This is a genomic window from Terrabacter sp. R4-6 (assembly GCF_057529065.1).
Genome location: NZ_CP197224.1, coordinates 3,310,746 through 3,328,294 on the forward strand (window position 1 = coordinate 3,310,746; position 17,549 = coordinate 3,328,294).

At 71.7% G+C, this 17,549-nt stretch carries 13 protein-coding genes; 7 read left to right on the forward strand and 6 right to left on the reverse strand.

Annotated features, from left to right (window positions below):
* The first annotated feature begins 14 nt into the window (after positions 1–14).
* The 6 genes from nuoL (at position 15) to ACSSS0_RS15530 (ending at position 8,945) form a co-directional block, all read left to right on the forward strand.
* Positions 15–2,000: an NADH-quinone oxidoreductase subunit L gene (gene nuoL, locus ACSSS0_RS15505; RefSeq protein ID WP_487228688.1), complete on the forward strand. Its 1,986-nt coding sequence runs from the start codon at positions 15–17 to the stop codon at positions 1,998–2,000.
* A gap of 8 nt (positions 2,001–2,008) precedes the next feature.
* On the forward strand, positions 2,009–3,610 hold the full coding sequence (locus ACSSS0_RS15510; RefSeq protein ID WP_435987870.1) for an NADH-quinone oxidoreductase subunit M: 1,602 nt from the start codon (positions 2,009–2,011) through the stop codon (positions 3,608–3,610).
* Positions 3,607–5,220: an NADH-quinone oxidoreductase subunit NuoN gene (gene nuoN, locus ACSSS0_RS15515; protein WP_487228689.1), complete on the forward strand. Its 1,614-nt coding sequence runs from the start codon at positions 3,607–3,609 to the stop codon at positions 5,218–5,220. Before ACSSS0_RS15510 ends, nuoN begins: the two co-directional genes overlap by 4 nt.
* Positions 5,221–5,266: 46 nt before the next feature.
* On the forward strand, positions 5,267–6,283 hold the full coding sequence (locus ACSSS0_RS15520) for a polyprenyl synthetase family protein (protein ID WP_487228690.1): 1,017 nt from the start codon (positions 5,267–5,269) through the stop codon (positions 6,281–6,283).
* 144 nt (positions 6,284–6,427) lie between these two features.
* Positions 6,428–7,609, forward strand: a complete 1,182-nt coding sequence (locus ACSSS0_RS15525; RefSeq protein WP_435987042.1) for an alanine racemase — start codon at positions 6,428–6,430, stop codon at positions 7,607–7,609.
* Positions 7,610–7,613: 4 nt separating this feature from the next.
* On the forward strand, positions 7,614–8,945 hold the full coding sequence (locus ACSSS0_RS15530) for a D-arabinono-1,4-lactone oxidase (RefSeq protein ID WP_487228691.1): 1,332 nt from the start codon (positions 7,614–7,616) through the stop codon (positions 8,943–8,945).
* Positions 8,946–8,986: 41 nt separating this feature from the next.
* Here the strand turns inward: ACSSS0_RS15530 and ACSSS0_RS15535 are convergent, their stop codons facing one another.
* Entirely contained in the window at positions 8,987–9,301 is a 315-nt protein-coding gene (locus ACSSS0_RS15535) for a hypothetical protein (RefSeq protein WP_487228692.1), read from the reverse strand.
* Between the two features lie 118 nt (positions 9,302–9,419).
* On the opposite strand from ACSSS0_RS15535, the gene ACSSS0_RS15540 reads away from it, so the two are divergent.
* Complete coding sequence (locus ACSSS0_RS15540; RefSeq protein WP_487228693.1) at positions 9,420–10,274, forward strand: VOC family protein; 855 nt, start codon at positions 9,420–9,422, stop codon at positions 10,272–10,274.
* A gap of 58 nt (positions 10,275–10,332) precedes the next feature.
* Here the strand turns inward: ACSSS0_RS15540 and ACSSS0_RS15545 are convergent, their stop codons facing one another.
* From ACSSS0_RS15545 to ACSSS0_RS15565, 5 genes are all read right to left on the reverse strand, one after another.
* Entirely contained in the window at positions 10,333–11,745 is a 1,413-nt protein-coding gene (locus tag ACSSS0_RS15545) for a class II fumarate hydratase (RefSeq protein WP_435987038.1), read from the reverse strand.
* 130 nt (positions 11,746–11,875) lie between these two features.
* A complete protein-coding gene (locus ACSSS0_RS15550) occupies positions 11,876–13,441 on the reverse strand; it encodes an MFS transporter (protein ID WP_487228694.1) in 1,566 nt (521 codons plus the stop codon).
* A gap of 38 nt (positions 13,442–13,479) precedes the next feature.
* Positions 13,480–14,481: an EamA family transporter RarD gene (rarD, locus tag ACSSS0_RS15555; protein ID WP_487228695.1), complete on the reverse strand. Its 1,002-nt coding sequence runs from the start codon at positions 14,479–14,481 to the stop codon at positions 13,480–13,482.
* Positions 14,478–15,566: a 2-oxoacid:ferredoxin oxidoreductase subunit beta gene (locus ACSSS0_RS15560; protein ID WP_435987035.1), complete on the reverse strand. Its 1,089-nt coding sequence runs from the start codon at positions 15,564–15,566 to the stop codon at positions 14,478–14,480. Before ACSSS0_RS15560 ends, rarD begins: the two co-directional genes overlap by 4 nt.
* Positions 15,563–17,461 (reverse strand): 2-oxoacid:acceptor oxidoreductase subunit alpha, encoded by a 1,899-nt coding sequence (locus ACSSS0_RS15565; protein WP_487228696.1) that lies wholly within the window; start codon positions 17,459–17,461, stop codon positions 15,563–15,565. The genes ACSSS0_RS15560 and ACSSS0_RS15565 overlap by 4 nt, the downstream gene beginning before the upstream one ends.
* Between the last annotated feature and the right edge of the window lie 88 nt (positions 17,462–17,549).

A 17,549-nucleotide genomic window follows, 5' to 3' on the forward strand; every position in this document is an offset into this window, starting at 1 on the left:
GAGCGCCGGCCAGAATGGGAACTCTCGTCCAGACGCTCGCGAGCTCGTCGAGCACGCTGAGCACGTATGCCGCGGGCCTCGCCACGCACGAAGGTGAGGCGCACGCCGCCACCGGGGTGACGGCATACGCGTGGCTGCTCGTCGCGCTGCCGCTGCTCGGTGCTGCCGTGCTCCTCCTCGGCGGCCGCCGCACCGACAAGTTCGGGCCCGTGCTCGCGACCGCCCTCTCCTGGGGTGCGTTCGTCGTCGGCGCGCTCGTCTTCCTCGCCATGCTCGGCCGTGGCGCCGAGGACCGCGCGGTCGGCATCGACCTCTTCGACTGGGTCGCCGCCGGCTCGTTCAAGGTGAGCGCGGGGCTGCTCGTCGACCAGCTGTCCATGGTCTTCGTGCTGCTCATCACCTTCGTCGGCTCGCTCATCCACGTGTACTCGATCGGGTACATGGAGCACGACCCCGACAAGCGGCGCTTCTTCGCCTACCTCAACCTCTTCGTCGCGGCGATGCTCCTGCTCGTCCTCGCCAACTCCTACCTGCTGCTCTACGTCGGCTGGGAGGGCGTGGGCCTCGCGAGCTACCTGCTCATCGGCTTCTGGAACTACAACCCGGCCTACGCGACCGCGGCCAACAAGGCGTTCGTCGCCAACCGCGTCGGCGACTTCGGTCTGTCCATCGCGATCATGGTGATGTTCTTCCACTTCGGGGCCGTCGACTTCGCGACGGTGCTCGGCGAGGCCGGCACCAACGCCAACCAGGGCTTCATGACGGCGATCGGCCTCATGCTCCTGCTCGGTGCCTGCGGCAAGTCGGCGCAGTTCCCGCTCCAGAGCTGGCTCGGTGACGCCATGGCCGGCCCGACGCCGGTCTCGGCGCTCATCCACGCCGCGACCATGGTGACCGCGGGTGTCTACCTCGTCGTGCGCTCGGCGCCGATCTTCGAGGCGGCGCCCACGGCCCAGCTCGTCGTCGTCATCGTCGGCGCGATCACGCTGCTCTTCGGGGCGATCGTCGGCTGCGCCAAGGACGACATCAAGAAGGCCCTCGCGGCCTCGACGATGAGCCAGATCGGCTACATGATGCTCGCCGCCGGCCTCGGCCCGGTCGGCTACGCCTTCGCGATCTTCCACCTGCTGACGCACGGCTTCTTCAAGGCCGGGATGTTCCTCGGGGCCGGCTCGGTCATGCACGGCATGAACGACCAGGTCGACATGCGCCGCTTCGGCGGGCTGTCCGGCGCCATGAAGATCACGTGGGCGACGTTCGCGCTCGGCTGGCTCGCGATCCTCGGCGTGCCCCCGTTCTCCGGCTTCTGGTCCAAGGACAAGATCATCGAGGCCGCCTTCATCGGCGAGGGCTGGCGTCCGTGGGTCTTCGGCATGACCGCTCTCATCGGTGCCGGCATCACGGCCTTCTACATGTCGCGCCTGTTCTTCATGACCTTCCACGGCAAGAAGCGCTGGACCGACGACGTGCACCCGCACGAGTCGCCGAAGCTGATGACCGTCCCGATGATCGTCCTCGCGGCCGGCTCGGCCTTCCTCGGCCTCATCATCGGCCCGACGGGGATGTTCACCACGTGGCTCGAGCCGGTCACCGGCGCCGAGCCCGAGGGCGCGCACCCGGTCATCCCGGTGCCGGTCCTCATGGCCCTGACGCTCGTCCTCGTCGCCGCCGGTGCGGCGCTGGCGTGGCTGCGCTACTGGCGTGACGAGGTGCCGACCAAGGCCCCGGCGGGCTCGCTGCTCACGCAGGCCGCGCGCAAGGACCTCTACCAGGACCAGGTCAACGAGGCCCTCCTCATGCGACCCGGCATCCACCTCACGCGCTCGCTCGTCTTCGCGGACAGCAAGGGCGTGGACGGTGCGGCCGGTGGCCTCGCCGCCCTCGTCGGCGGGACGAGCTCCCGCCTGCGCAAGCTGCAGAACGGCTTCGCGCGCTCCTATGCCCTGACGATGCTCGCTGGTGTCGTCGCCATCCTCGGTGCTCTTTGGGTGATGTCCTGATGACCGCAATGTCCACCGTCCCCTGGCTGACGATCCTCGGCCTCATCCCTCTCGTGGGCGCGCTCGTCGTCGCCTTCGTGCCGGGGAGCGCCGAGAACGCCAAGCGGATGGCGATCGGGTTCTCGCTCGTCACGCTCGTCGTCGGCATCGTCGCCGCGACGCAGTTCGACCGTGCCTCGAGCGCGCAGTTCCAGCTCGGTGAGCAGCACTCGTGGATCCCGCAGTTCGGCGTCAGCTACGCGCTCGGCGTCGACGGCATCGCGCTCGTGCTCATCCTCATGGCGCTCGTGCTCACGCCGATCTGCCTGCTCGCCGCCTGGCACGACGTGCCCGAGGAGGCCGGCCCGCGCGGCGGCCAGCGCGTCAAGACGTACTTCGCGCTCATCCTCGTGCTCGAGACGTTCATGGTCGGGGTGTTCGCCGCCACCGACGTGTTCCTCTTCTACGTCTTCTTCGAGGCCATGCTCATCCCGGTCTACTTCCTCATCGGCCGCTTCGGCGGTCCGCGCCGGCAGTACGCCGCGATGAAGTTCCTCCTCTTCTCGCTGGCCGGCGGGCTCATCATGCTCGTCGCCGTCATCGCCCTCTACCTCCAGGGCCCCGGCGGCACCGACGGCTTCCTCATCGAGCGCCTCACCGGTCTCTCGCTCGACCCGACCACCGAACGGCTGCTCTTCGTCGGCTTCTTCTTCGCCTTCGCGGTGAAGGCGCCGATGGTGCCGTTCCACACGTGGCTGCCCGACGCCGCCACCGAGTCCTCGCCGGCGACGGCCACGCTGCTCGTCGGCGTGCTCGACAAGGTCGGCACGTTCGGGATGATCCGCTTCTGCCTCCAGCTCTTCCCGGAGGCGAGCACGTGGGCGACGCCCGTCGTCGTGGCCCTCGCGGTGCTCTCCGTCATCTACGGCGCGCTCCTCGCGATCGGGCAGACCGACATGATGCGCCTCGTGTCCTACACCTCGGTGAGCCACTTCGGCTTCATCGTGCTGGGCATCTTCGCCTTCACCAACGTCGGCCACGCGGGCTCCACGCTCTACATGGTCAACCACGGCTTCTCGACGGCGGCGCTCTTCCTCTTCGCGGCCATGCTCGTGCGCCGTCGGGGGAGCAAGCGCATCCCCGACTTCGGTGGCTGGCAGCGCATCACGCCGGCCCTCGCGGGCATCTTCCTCGTCGCGGGCCTCTCGGGCCTGGCCCTGCCGGGTCTGTCGAGCTTCGTGTCGGAGTTCCTCGTCCTCGTGGGCAGCTTCCCGACGCAGCCGGTGGCCGCCGTCATCGCGACGGCCGGCATCATCCTCGCCGCGCTCTACATCCTGCTCATGTACAAGAAGGTCATGACCGGCCCGAAGCCCGAGGGCCTCGTGGGCGAGCGCGAGCACGACCGGCTCGACGAGCCAGGCCGTCGCGGACTCACCGCCGTGCGTGACCTGACGACGCGCGAGAAGCTCGTCGCCGCGCCGCTGATCGCCGCGTTCCTCGTGCTCGGCTTCCTGCCGAACCTCGCGCTCAACGTGATCAACCCGGCCGTCGACAAGACCCTGTCGCACGTCCAGCAAGCCATTCCGAACCTCAACCCGGCCGGCACCGTGGCCGAAGGGAGCTCGAAGTGACCGCCGTCGCTCCGCTGGCGCTGCCCACGCTTCCCGCAGCGTTCCAGCAGTCGAACGTCGACTACCTCGCGATCCTGCCGTTGCTCATCGTCTTCGGCACGGCGCTCATCGGCGTCCTCGTCGAGGCGTTCGCCTCGCGTGAGCGTCGCCACGCCATCCAGGTGACCCTCGCGGTCGTGGGCCTGCTCGCCGCCGCGGCGTCGATCATCCTCGCGGCCAAGCACCAGGGCCTGACGATGGGCCTGACGGACGGCTCGACCAACCGGCAGCTCTTCGCCCTCGCCATCGACGGCCCGGCCCTGTTCATGCAGGCCACGATCCTGCTCATGGGTGTTCTCGGCGTCCTGACGATGGCCGAGCGCTTCGGCGGCGTCGGCCCCGATGCGTTCACCCCGAGCGGTGCGTCGACGCCGGGCTCGGCCACCGAGACGGCAGCCGCCCGCGCGGGCGCGCTGACGTCCGAGGTCTTCCCGCTGACGATGTTCGCGATCTTCGGCATGATGCTCTTCCCGACGACGAACGACCTCATCGGCATGTTCGTCGCCCTCGAGGTGCTCTCGCTGCCGCTCTACATCCTCTCGGGCCTGGCCCGTCGCCGTCGCCTGCTCTCGCAGGAGGCGTCGCTGAAGTACTTCCTCCTCGGTGCGTTCAGCTCGGCCTTCTTCCTCTTCGGCACGGCCCTGCTGTACGGCTACGCCGGCTCGGTCTACTTCGGCGACCTGTCCAAGGCGATCGCCGCCGGACCGCTCGCGATGAACGGCCTGCTCCTGCCCGGCGCGTTCCTCGTCTTCGTCGGCCTGCTCTTCAAGGTCGGTGCGGTGCCGTTCCACGCGTGGACGCCCGACGTCTACCAGGGCGCCCCGACGCCGGTCACCGGCTTCATGGCGGCGTGCACCAAGGCCGCCGCGTTCGGCGCGATCCTGCGCCTCGCCTACGTCGGCCTCGACACCGGCCGGTGGGAGTGGACCAACGCGCTCGTCCTCGTCGCGCTGCTGACGATGGTCGTCGGTTCGGTGCTGTCGGTGACGCAGACCGACATGAAGCGCCTGCTCGCCTACTCCTCGATCGCGCACGCCGGGTTCATCCTCGTCGGCGTCCTCGCCTTCGACCGCAAGGCCGTCGGCGCGGTGCTCTTCTACCTCGTCGCCTACGGCTTCTCGACGATCGCGGCCTTCGCCATCGTCTCGCTCGTGCGCCAGAACGGCGCCGAGGCCACGCACCTGTCGCAGTGGGCCGGGCTCGGCAAGCGCTACCCGGTCGTGGCCGGTGCGTTCGCCTTCCTCATGCTCGCCTTCGCCGGCATCCCGCTGACCTCGGGCTTCGTCTCGAAGTTCGGCGTCTTCTCGGCGGCCGTCGGCACGGGTGGCGCGACGGGCACGGTCCTCGCGGTCGTCGGTGTCGTGTGCAGCGCGATCACCGTCTTCGTCTACGCCCGGGTCATCGTCCTGATGTTCTTCAGCGACGCCCCGGACGACGCCGTCGAGGTCGTGACGCCGTCGGTGTCGACGACCTTCTCGATCGCCATCGGCACCCTGATCACGCTCGCCCTCGGTGTCCTGCCGTCGGCGCTGCTCGACCTGGCCGACCGCGCCTCCCAGTTCGTCCGATGACGGCGTGCGCTCGGCACCAGGCTCGTCCGTCAGGTCACGGGGTTCGATGACGACGCACGCCACCCCGCCGGTCCTCGGGATCCCCGGGGCCACCGCAGACTTGTCGGCACGCCTGCGTGACGGGCTCGGCCGGGTCGACGCGCTGCTCACGCGGGTCGTCGACCACGACGACCCGTTCATCGCGGGCGCGTCGGGGCACCTCGTCGAGGCAGGCGGCAAGCGGTTCCGGCCGATGCTGACCCTCCTCGCGGCCGAGCTCGGCGACGGCATCAACGACGACGTCGTCAGTGCCGCCGCGGGCGTCGAGCTGACCCACCTGGCCTCGCTCTACCACGACGACGTCATGGACGAGGCGAGCGTGCGTCGCGGCGTCGCGTCGGTCAACGCGGCCTACGACAACTCGACGGCGATCCTCGTCGGCGACCTCCTCTTCGGCAAGGCGTCCGAGCTCGTCGCGGGTCTCGGGGCCGAGGCCGTGCTCATCCAGGCGCAGACGTTCGTCCGGCTGTGCTCCGGCCAGATCCGCGACGACCGCGCTTGCCCCGAGGGCGTCGACCCCGTCGACTACTACCTCGGCGTGCTCGCCGACAAGACGGGCGTGCTCATCGCGACGGCGGGCCGCTACGGCGTCATGTTCAGCGGGGGCTCCGACGAGACGGTCGAGATCATGCGGTCCTACGGCGAGAAGGTCGGCATCGCCTTCCAGCTCGCCGACGACCTCATCGACATCGCGTCGGACGCCGACGACAGCGGCAAGATCCCGGGCACCGACCTTCGTGAGGGCGTCGACACGCTGGCCGTGCTGCGCTTCCGGGCCATGGCCGACCCCGCCGATTCCTCGGACGCGCGCCTGCTCGAGCTCCTCGACGGAGACCTCACCGACGACGCCGCGCTGGCCGAGGCCCTCGGGCTGCTCCGGGCCCACCCGGCCCTCGCGCTGGCGCGCGACGAGACGTATGCCGTCGCCCGCGAGGCGCAGGCCCTGCTCGACCCGCTGCCCGACAGTGACGCGAAAGCGGCCCTGCAGGCCCTCGCCCTGTCCGTCGTCGACCGCGTCGGCTGACCTTCCCCTCGCGACCACCCACACCCCCAGGTCGATCCACCCGTCGAGTGGTCGTTTCGGTTCGGGTGCGGCGCGTGCGGGAGTGACCACTCGAGTGAGATCGGGGGGTCCCGGGGCGGGGTGACGCTGGGTAGGGTGCAGACCATGCATCGCCGCCTGTCGCCGCCCGTCGCGGCGCGCCTCTCGGCGGCGACCGCCGACCTGCCGGGTCCCCTCGCCGTCGTCGACCTCGACGCCTTCGACGCCAACGCCGCGACTCTCGTGGAGCTCGCGGCCGGCGTGCCGATCCGCATCGCGACGAAGTCGCTGCGCAGCCGGCCCCTCATCGAGCGGGCCCTCGGGCGCGACGGCTTCGAGGGCCTCATGTGCTACGCCGTGCGCGAGGCCCTGTGGTGGGCGCGTGACGGCCACGACAACCTCCTCGTCGCCTACCCGAGCGTCGACGTGCCGGCCCTCGTCGAGCTCGCCGCCGACCCGGCCCTGACCCGGGCCGTCATCGTCATGGTCGACAGCGTCGAGCACGTCGACTTCATCGCCCGCGAGGTGCCCGGCCACGAGGGGCTGCGCGTGGCCATCGACGTCGACGCGTCGCTCCGGGTCGGCCCGGCCCACATGGGGGTGCGCCGGTCGCCGACCCGCACCCCGGCCGACGTCGAGACGGTCATCCGTCGCGCCCAGGAGCACGGCCTCGTCGTGGCCGGCCTCATGTTCTACGACGCCCAGATCGCCGGGCTGCCCGACTCCTCGCCCGTCGTGCGCCGGATGAAGAAGGTCTCCGACGCCGAGCTGCGCACCCGACGGGCCGAGGTCGTGGCGGCCGCACGGGCCCTCGCCGACCTCGAGCTCGTCAACGGCGGTGGCACCGGCAGCCTGCACGTCACGCACCTCGACCCGTCCCTCACCGAGCTCGCCGCGGGGTCGGGCCTCTTCGCACCGACCCTCTTCGACGGCTACGACGCGCTCTCGCTCCGGCCCGCTGCCTACTTCGCCGCCCCGGTCGTGCGCCGGCCCGGCGCGGGGATGGTGACGGCATACGGCGGTGGCTACGTCGCGTCCGGGCCACCCGGATGGTCCCGCGTGCCGAGCCCCCTGCCCGAGCACGACGTCGCGCTGATCCGGCGCGAGGGAGCCGGCGAGGTCCAGACGCCCCTCGAGGGAGCAGGCGCCGACCGTCTCTCACTGGGGGATCGGATATGGTTCCGGCACGCCAAGGCGGGGGAGCTGGCCGAGCGCTTCACGGAGTTCGCGCTCGTCAGCAGCGACGGAGGCGACCGGGTCGTCGGACGGGCCGCGACCTATCGTGGGGAAGGGCAGTGTTTTGGCTGACAGCGTGGGTGGCGTGAAGCGCCGCGTCGTACGCAGCATCGACTGGTCCAACTGGGCCGGCACCGAGTCCTCGAAGCTCGCGCGCGTGGCGACTCCGCGCAGCGAGGCAGAGGTCGTCGAGGAGGTCGTGCGGGCTGCGGACCGCGGGCTGCGGGTCAAGGCGATCGGCGCCGGCCACTCGTTCACCGGCGTGGCCGTGACGGACGGGGTGCAGCTGCGCCTCGGCGCCCTGAGCGGGGTCACCTCGATCGACTCGACGCGCGGTGAGGCCACGGTGCGCGCCGGCACCCCGCTGCACGTCCTCAACGAGGAGCTCGAGGCGTTCGGCTACGCCCTACCCAACCTCGGCGACATCGACCGGCAGAGCCTCGCGGGCGCCACCGGCACCGGGACGCACGGCACGGGGCTGCGCCTCACGGGCCTGTCCGCCGGCATCCGGGCGCTGCGCATCGTCCTCGCCGACGGGTCGCTCGTCGACTGCTCACCGACGCGCGAGCCCGAGCTCTTCCAGGCCGCCCGTCTCGGGCTCGGCGCGCTCGGCATCGTCACCGAGATCACCGTCGCCGTCGTGCCCGCCTTCCTGCTCCATGCCGTCGAGCGGCCCGAGTCGCTGACGGACGTGCTGGCCCACGCCGACGTCTCGGCCGAGGCCAACGACCACTTCGAGTTCTACTGGTTCCCGCACACCGACCGGGCCCTGACCAAGCGCAACAACCGTGTGCCCGAGGGCACGGCGCGTCGGCCGCTGCCCGCCTGGCGCGAGAAGCTCGACGACGACCTGCTGAGCAACCGCTTCTTCGAGCTGACCAACCGCGTCGCCACCCGCGTGCCGCGGTCGACGAGGAGCATCAACGCCATCGCGTCACGCGCCCTGAGCGAGCGCCAGTTCACCGACAGCTCGCACAAGGTCTTCGTCACGGCGCGCGAGGTGCGTTTCATGGAGTCGGAGTGGGCCTTCCCGCGGGCAAGCCTCTCCGAGGTGCTGCTCGAGCTGCGCGAGTGGGTCGACACCCATGACGAGCGGATCTCCTTCCCCGTCGAGTGCCGCGTGGCCGCCGCGGACGACGTCTGGCTCTCGACGGCCTACGAGCGCCAGAGCTGCTACATCGCGATCCACAGGTACCACCGTCAGGGGCGGGGCGCCTACTTCGACGCCTTCGAGGCCATCGCCGTCAACCACGGCGGCCGCCCGCACTGGGGCAAGATCCACACGCGCGGCGCCGACTACCTCCGGAGCGTCTACCCGCGGTTCGACGACTTCCTCGCGGTGCGCGACCGCGTCGACCCGCAGCGCCGGTTCGCCAACCCCTACCTCGAGCGGGTCCTCGGCGCCTGAGCGCCGCGGCGCCGGCGCGATGGCGTATGCCGTGTGGCCGCTCAGCGCTCGGCGCGCGCCGAGCGCTGCCGCTCCCAGGCGAGGCGCAGCGAGCGCCGGATGGCGTCGTCGTCGCCCGCGAGGTCGGCCTGCACCTTGGTGTGCGCCTCCCACCGTGGCGGCACCCCGAAGGTGTCGGGGTGGGCGGTGACGAGCTCCTCACGGTCGCGGCCACCGAGCCGGACGAGCAGGGTGCCGGCGGCGTCGGCGCGGGCCACGAGGAGCCCGTCGACGTACCACGCACGGTGTCCGCCGGTGCGCGTGGCGCGGACCCCGTCGAGCGTGCGGAGGTAGGCGTCGACGTCGTCCAGGGTCATCCTGCGACGGTAGACCGCGAGGCCGCGGACGCAGGGCTTCGCGCCGAGGGGATCGGTGTCGGCTGTCGGCGGACCTGCCTACGGTGGGTCAGGACGGAACCGACCGCGAGGAGTTGCGATGACCGAGCACGCCGGGCAGAGGACCTATCCCGAGGGCGTGACGTCGTGGGTCGACACCGAGCAGGACGACGTCGACGCCGCGGCCGACTTCTACAGCGGGCTGTTCGGGTGGACTTTCAGCGAGGCCACCCCGCCGGGGGTCCCGTTCCGCTATCTCGTCGCCCAGCTCGACGGCCGCGACGTGGGAGGTCTGGGTGGCCCACAGACACCGACGGGCGACGGCGGTCCTGAGGGCGCGGCGCGGTGGCACACCTACATCGCGGTCGACGACGGCGACGCGGCGGTCCGGCGCATCGAGCAGGCCGGGGGAGTGGTCGTCCACCTGCCGACGGCGGCGGGCGAGGGGGGCCGGTCGGCCGTCGTGCGCGACCCGCAGGGACTCGAGGTCCGCCTCTGGGAGGCCAGGCGCCGTCTCGGCTCGCAGGTGACCAACGTCCCGGGTGCCTGGAACTTCAGCGACCTGCACACCGACGACCCGGCCTCGGCGCAGCGGTTCTACGGACAGGCCTTCGGCTGGGACTTCGTCGACGTCGGCTTCGCGACGATGATCCGGGTGCCCGGCTACGGCGACCACCTCGCGTCGACCGTCGACCCGGGCAACCACGAGCGTCAGGCGGGAGCCCAGGTCCCGCCCGGCTTCGCCGACGCGATCGGCTGGGTCGTGCCCGTCGCGCCGGGTGCCGAGCCCGGGTGGCACGTGACCTTCACCGTCGCCGAGCGTGACGCCGCGGCCGAGCGCGTCGAGCGGCTCGGCGGGTCCGTGGTCCGCACCGGCGACAGCGACTGGACCCGCACCGCCGTCGTCCGCGACCCGCAGGGCGCCGTCTTCACGGTCAGCCAGTTCCTCGGTTGACCCGCGGCGCGACCCGGCCCGACGGCATACGTCCTCGGCGCCGGTTGCTGGGGTGCCCTCAGGCTCCGGTGTCCGGCCGGGTCATCGAGAGGACGTCGAGGGCCTCGTCGAGCTGCTCCTCGGTGAGCTTCCCGTCGGACACGTGACCCTGCGCGATGACGACGTCGCGGATCGTGCGGCGCTCCTTGACGGCCTGCTTGACCACGCCTGCCGCCGCCTCGTAGCCGAGGTACCGGTTGAGCGGGGTGACGATCGAGGGTGAGCCCTCGGCGAGGGCCCGCGCGTGCTCGACCTCGGCGGTGATGCCGTCGATGCACCGGTCGGCGAGGAGCCGGCTCGTCGAGGCGAGCAGCCCGATCGACTCGAGGACGTTCTTGGCCATGACCGGCAGCATGACGTTGAGCTCGAAGTTGCCCGCGGCCCCGGCCGTGGTGATGGTGACGTCGTTGCCGATGACCTGCGCGCACGCCATGAGGGTCGCCTCGGGCACGACCGGGTTGACCTTGCCGGGCATGATGCTCGACCCTGGCTGCAGGTCGGGCAGGTGGATCTCGCCGAGGCCGGTGCGGGGCCCGGAGCTCATCCAACGCAGGTCGTTGCAGATCTTCGTCAGGCTCACGGCCACGACCTTGAGCGCCCCGGACAGCTCGACGACGGCGTCCTGCGCCGACTGCGCCTCGAAGTGGTTCGCCGCCTCGCGGAACGGGATGCCGGTGACGCCCGACACGCGCTCGATCACCCTGCGGGCAAAGCCCGGTGCCGCGTTGAGGCCGGTGCCCGCGGCCGTGCCACCGAGGGGCAGCTCGCTCGTCGCCTCGGCGGCGGTGCGCACCCGGCTAGCCCCGAGCTCGATCTGCCGCCGGTAGCCACCGAACTCCTGGCCGAGCGTCACGGGCACGGCGTCCATGAGATGGGTGCGTCCGGCCTTGACGACATCGGCGAACTCGGCCTCCTTGCGACCGAGTGCGAGCGCCAGGTGCTCGAGGGCCGGCACGAGGTCGAGGACGCTGGCCGTCGTCGCCGCGATCCGCAGGGCGCTCGGGAAGGTGTCGTTGCTCGACTGGCCCGCGTTGACGTGGTCGTTGGGGTGGACGTCGAGGTCGCTCGCGAGATGTGCGATCCGTGCCACGACCTCGTTGACGTTCATGTTGGTCGACGTGCCGGAGCCGGTCTGGAAGACGTCGATCGGGAACTCGTCGTCGTGGGCGCCGTCCGCGACCTCGCCGGCTGCGGTCGAGATGGCCCGGGCCCGGTCGGCGTCGAGGACGCCGAGCTCGGCGTTGACGTCTGCGGCGGCGGCCTTGAGCCGGGCGAGGGCGTGGACGACGCCCGGCGGCACCGGCTGCCCGCTGATCGGGAAGTTCTCGACGGCCCGCGCGGTCTGCGCGCCCCACAACGCGTCGGCGGGCACCTGCACGTCGCCCATCGAGTCGTGCTCGGTCCGGAAGCCCTGCCCTGCCACGTCGCTCATGCCCCCATCATGCGCCAGCCCCGCCCGCGCGGCAGCGCGACGGTTCGGGGGCCGCGGCGCGGGAACCGGTGGGGTAGGGCTCGGATGGTGACGGTTCGGGGGCCGCGGCGCGGGAACCGGCGGGGGTGGGTCAGGGGGTCGTGCGAGCGGTGGACGGCTCGTCGTGGTGGTGCGCCGTTCCCGGACACCCCTCGGAGCCGGCGCACGACCACCCGGCCGGCACCGCCGGCGTATGCCGTGTCGTGCCCACCGTGCCCACCGTGACCGCCTCGCCGTCCCGCTCGGCGCCCGTCGCGCCCGGGCCGGACGGCGCACGCGTCGGGTTGCGGATGAGCAGCCACGACACGACACCGCCGGCCCCGAGCAGCCCGGCGCAGATGAGCATCGCCGTCCGGTAGGCCGACGAGAACGCTTCCGGGACGGCGTAGTCCGAGCCACTGAGCCCCACGACGGCCGGCAGCGCCGCGACGGCGAGGAGACTGCCCGCACGGGCGACGGCGTTGTTGACGCCGCTGGCCACACCGGCGTAGCGGTCGGGCGCCGCGGCGAGGACCGTCGCCGTCAGCGGCGCGACGAGCAGGGTGAGCCCGAGGCCGAAGACGGAGATGCCGGGCAGGACGCCGGTCCAGTAGGTCGAGCCCGTGCCCACGCCCGACAGCAGCAGGGCGCCGACCCCGCACACGACCGGGCCCACGGTCATCGGCAGGCGCGGCCCGATGCGCGAGGCGAGCTCCCCGCCCCGTGCGGCGAAGAGGAGCATGAGCACGGTCACCGGGAGCGAGGCCATGCCGGCGAGCAGCGGGCCGTAGCCGAGCACGGTCTGGAGCTGGAGGGTGAGGAAGAAGAAGACGGCCCCCAGGGCGGCATAGACGAGCAGGGTCATCGCGTTGGCCGCGCTGAACTGGCGTGACGCGAAGAGGGCCGGCGGGACCATCGGGTGCGAGGTGCGGCGCTCGACGACGACGAAGACCGCACCGATGGCGAGGCCCACGAGACCCAAGCCCACCGCCGCCGCAGGTCCGAGCGTCTCGTGCTGGATGAGGGCGAAGGTCGTCGTCCCGAGGGCGAGCGTCGCCAGCACCGCGCCGGTCACGTCGAACCGGTGGTCGGCCCGCTCGTCCCGCGTCTCGGGGACGTGCAGCTGTGCGATCCAGACGGTCGCGGCACCGAGCGGCAGGTTGACGAGGAAGGCCCACCGCCAGCTGGCGTACTGCACGAGCCACCCGCCGACGAAGGGGCCGAGGGCCGCCGCGATGCCACCGAGCCCGGACCACGTGCCGATGGCCTTGCCCCGGTCGTCGGGACGGAAGGACGCCTGGATCATCGAGAGGCTGCCCGGCGTCAGCAGTGCGCCACCGACGCCCTGGAGCACCCGGGCGACGATGAGCTGGACCGGTGTCTGGGCGAGTCCGCACGCGGCGGAGGCGATGGTGAACCACACGACCCCGATGACGAAGACCCGGCGTCGTCCGAAGCGGTCACCGAGCGAGCCGCCGAGCAGGATGAGCGAGGCGAGCGCGAGCAGGTAGCCGTTGGTGATCCACTGCAGCTCCGCGAGGCTCGCGCCGAGCTCCTCGCCGATCCGGACGAGGGCGACGTTGACCACGGTCCCGTCGAGCAGGGCCATGCCCGAGCCGAGCACGGCGGCCGCGATGACGAAACGGCCGGTGCGGGAGGCCAGGACGACGTCGCTCACACCGGCAGTCTGTCACCGCAGGCGCGGCGACCGGGGCTTCAGCGCGGGCAGTCGTCGACGGGCAGGTCGCGTCTCGCGGCGCGCGCACCGCGCAGGCTGACGAGCGAGTCGACCGTGAGGACGATGAGCGCGAGCCAGACGATGCCGAAGCCGATCCACCGCTCGCGCGGCATGTGCTCGTCGAGCAGCACGACGGCGCAGAGCAGCTGCATGACCGGGGTGATGAACTGGATGAGCCCGATCGACACGAGCGGGATGCGCCGGGCGGCGGCGGCGAAGCACAGCAGCGGCACGGCGGTGACGAGGCCCGACAGGACGAGCAGCGAGGTGTGCACCCCACCGTGCAGGCCGAACTCGAGGCCGCCCTGCGCACCGACGACGAGCAGCAGCACGACCGCGACCGGCGCGAGCACGACCGTCTCGACGGTGAGCCCGTGGATGGCGTCGAGGCTGACCCCGACCTTCTTCTTCGTCAGCCCGTAGAGCGCGAAGGACACGGCGAGCGTCAGCGCCACCCACGGCACGCGTCCGCCGGACACCCCGAGGTAGACGCCGGCGACGACGCCGATGCCGACGGCCACCCACTGCAGGACGCGTAGGCGCTCACCGAGCACGACGACGCCGAGCGCCACCGTGACGAGGGGGTTGAGGAAGTAGCCGAGCGCGGCCTCGGACGTGTTGCCCGAGGTGACGGCCGCGACGTAGACGACCCAGTTGACCGCGATGAGCACTGCCGCGACCGCCGTGCCGGCGAGCAGCCGGGGCCGTCGCAGGAGCGGGCGGATCCAGCCGAGGTCGCGCACGACGAGCAGCACGACGACGCAGAAGAGCAGCGTCCAGAGGATGCGGTGGGCGAGGATCTCCCACGGCCCGGCGGGCTTGAGCGCGTCGAAGTAGAGCGGGAAGAGCCCCCAGAGGCCGTAGGCCGCGAAGCCGAGCAGGGTGCCCCGCCCGACCTCGCCGTGGGGCACCGTCGACCCCGACCCGAGCGGGACGGACTCGCTGGGCGCGACGGACGGAGCGGTCTCGCGGGCGGTCACGCCCCCACGGTCCAGGTGTCCCGACCGGCGAGCAGGGCGTCGATGTCGGCGTCGGTGACCTCACCCGTGCGGGCGGAGGCGATCTGCTCGCGCAGGGAGTCGTCGTAGGTCGGACGCTGCACGTTGCGGAAGACACCCATCGGGACGTGCCCGAGCTCGGGGCTGTCGAGCCGCGAGAGCGCGAACGCCGCGGACGGGTCGGCCGCCGAGACGTCGTGGCGCACGATGCGGGCCGGGTCTGCCTCGGCCCGCGGCACGACGGCCAGCGAACCGCGGTCGTCGCGCACGACGACCGTCTCAGCCGTCCCGACCTCCTCACCGTCGGCGAGGTGCAGGATGCGGGCGGCCGCCTCGGTGCGGTCCTTGAGGACGTCGAATACGCCGTCGTTGAAGATCGGGCAGTTCTGGTAGATCTCGACGAGCGCCGAACCGCGGTGCTCGGCCGCGGCGCGCAGCACCCCGGTCAGGTGCTGACGGTCGGAGTCCATGGTGCGGGCCACGAAGCTCGCCTCGGCGCCGAGCGCGAGCGACACCGGGTTGAAGGGCGTGTCGAGCGAGCCGAGCGGCGTCGACTTCGTCACCTGGCCGACGTGGGAGGTGGGGGAGTACTGCCCCTTGGTCAGGCCGTAGATCTCGTTGTTGAAGAGCAGGATCTTGAGGTTGACGTTGCGGCGCAGCGCGTGGATGAGGTGGTTGCCGCCGATCGAGAGCGCGTCGCCGTCACCGGTGACGACCCACACCGAGAGGTCCTCGCGCGTGGCGGCGAGCCCCGTCGCGATCGCGGGCGCTCGTCCGTGGATCGAGTGCATGCCGTAGGTGTCGAGGTAGTACGGGAAGCGCGAGCTGCACCCGATGCCCGAGACGAAGACGATGTTCTCGCGCTTGAGCCCGAGCTCGGGCAGGAAGCCCTGCACGGCGGCGAGGATCGCGTAGTCACCGCACCCGGGGCACCAGCGCACCTCCTGGTCGGACGTGAAGTCCTTCTTCGTCAGCGCGGTGCCGTCGGTGAGGCGCGGGACACCGGTGGTGCCGAGGGCGCCGGGGGCGCCTGGCCCGCTGGACGGCATACCCAGTTCGATGGTCACTTGGCGGCCTCCTTCAGGGGCACGTCCGAGACGGACGCCACGGCGGTGGCGATGACGTCGGCGAGCTCGCCCGCCTGGAACGGCAGGCCGCGCACCGAGGTGTGCGACTCGATGTCGACGAGGTACTTCGCCCGCAGCAGCATCGCGAGCTGGCCGAGGTTCATCTCGGGCACGATGACGCGCTGGTAGGAGCGGAGCACGTCGCCGGTGTTGGCGGGGAACGGGTTGAGGTGGCGCAGGTGCGCCTGGGCGACGCGGGCCCCGGTGGCCCGCGCGAGGCGTACGGCCGCCGCGACGGGGCCGAACGTCGAGCCCCAGCCGAGGACGAGCACGTCGGCGTCGCCGGACGGGTCGTCGACCTCGAGCGCGCCGATGGTGTCGGCGATCCCGTCGATCTTGGCCTGGCGCAGGCGCGTCATGTGGTCGTGGTTGTCGGGGTCGTAGGAGATGTTGCCCGTGACGTCGGCCTTCTCGATGCCGCCGACGCGGTGCTCGAGGCCGGGCGTGCCCGGGATCGCCCACGGCCGCGCGAGGGTCTCGGGGTCGCGGAGGTACGGGTGGAAGGTCGGCTGGCCCTTGTCGTCCACCGCGTTCGGCTCGGTCGCGAACTCCACGGCGATGTCGGGCAGCTCGGCCGTGCGCGGGAGCCGCCACGGCTCGGAGCCGTTGGCGAGGTAGCCGTCGGACAGGACGATGACCGGGGTCCGGTAGGTCGTCGCGATGCGCACGGCCTCGACGGCGATGTCGAAGCAGTCGGCCGGCGTCGCGGGCGCCACGACGGCCACGGGCGACTCGCCGTTGCGGCCGAAGAGGGCCTGGAGGAGGTCGGCCTGCTCGGTCTTGGTCGGCAGGCCGGTCGACGGACCGCCGCGCTGGATGTCGCAGACGATGAGCGGCAGCTCGAGCGACACGGCCAGGCCGATCGTCTCGGCCTTGAGCGCGAGGCCGGGACCCGACGTCGTCGTGACCCCGAGCGCCCCACCGAAGGACGCGCCGAGGGCGGCGCCGACGCCGGCGATCTCGTCCTCGGCCTGCATCGTCGCGACGCCGTAGCGCTTGAGGCCGGCGAGGGTGTGGAGGATGTCGGACGCGGGAGTGATGGGGTAGCTGCCGAGGAAGAGCGGCAGGTGCGCGCGGTGCGCGGCGGCGACGAGGCCGAGCGACAGCGCCACGTTGCCGGTGACGTTGCGGTAGGTGCCGGCGGGCATCGTGGCCGGGGCGACCTCGTAGGCGACGGCGAAGTCCTCGGTCGTCTCGCCGTAGTTGAAGCCCGCGCGCAGGGCGGCGAGGTTGGCCTCGAGGATCTCGGGCTTGTCGGCGAACTTGCTCTTGAGGAACGCCTCGGTGCCGTCCATCGGACGCGTGTAGAGCCAGGAGAGGAGGCCGAGCGCGAACATGTTCTTCGCGCGCTCCTTCTCCTTGCGGGTCAGGTCGGTGAACGACGCCAGGGCCTCGACGGCGATCGACGTCAGCGCGACGGGGTGCACGTCGTAGCTCTCCAGGGAGCCGTCCTCGAGGGGGCTCTCGACGTAGCCGACCTTGGAGAGGTTGCGCTTGGTGAACTCGTCGGTGTTGACGATGATCGCGGCGCCGCGCGGCAGGTCGCGTAGGTTGGCCTTGAGGGCGGCGGGGTTCATCGCGACGAGGACGTCGGGGGCGTCACCCGGTGTCAGCACGTTGTGGTCGGCGAAGTGCAGCTGGAAGCTCGAGACCCCGGGCAGCGTGCCCTGGGGCGCCCGGATCTCGGCGGGGAAGTTCGGCAGCGTCGACAGGTCGTTGCCGAGCAGCGCCGTCTGCGACGTGAACCTGTCGCCGGTGAGCTGCATGCCGTCACCGGAGTCCCCGGCGAATCGGATGACCACGCGATCGAGCTTCTGGACCAGTTTGGCGCTCATGCTCTGCGACGTCCTCGAACTTCCATACGATTCACTGCCCGGGGCCCTGTGCGGCGGGCAACTTCCATGCTATGTCGCCCTCCGAGCA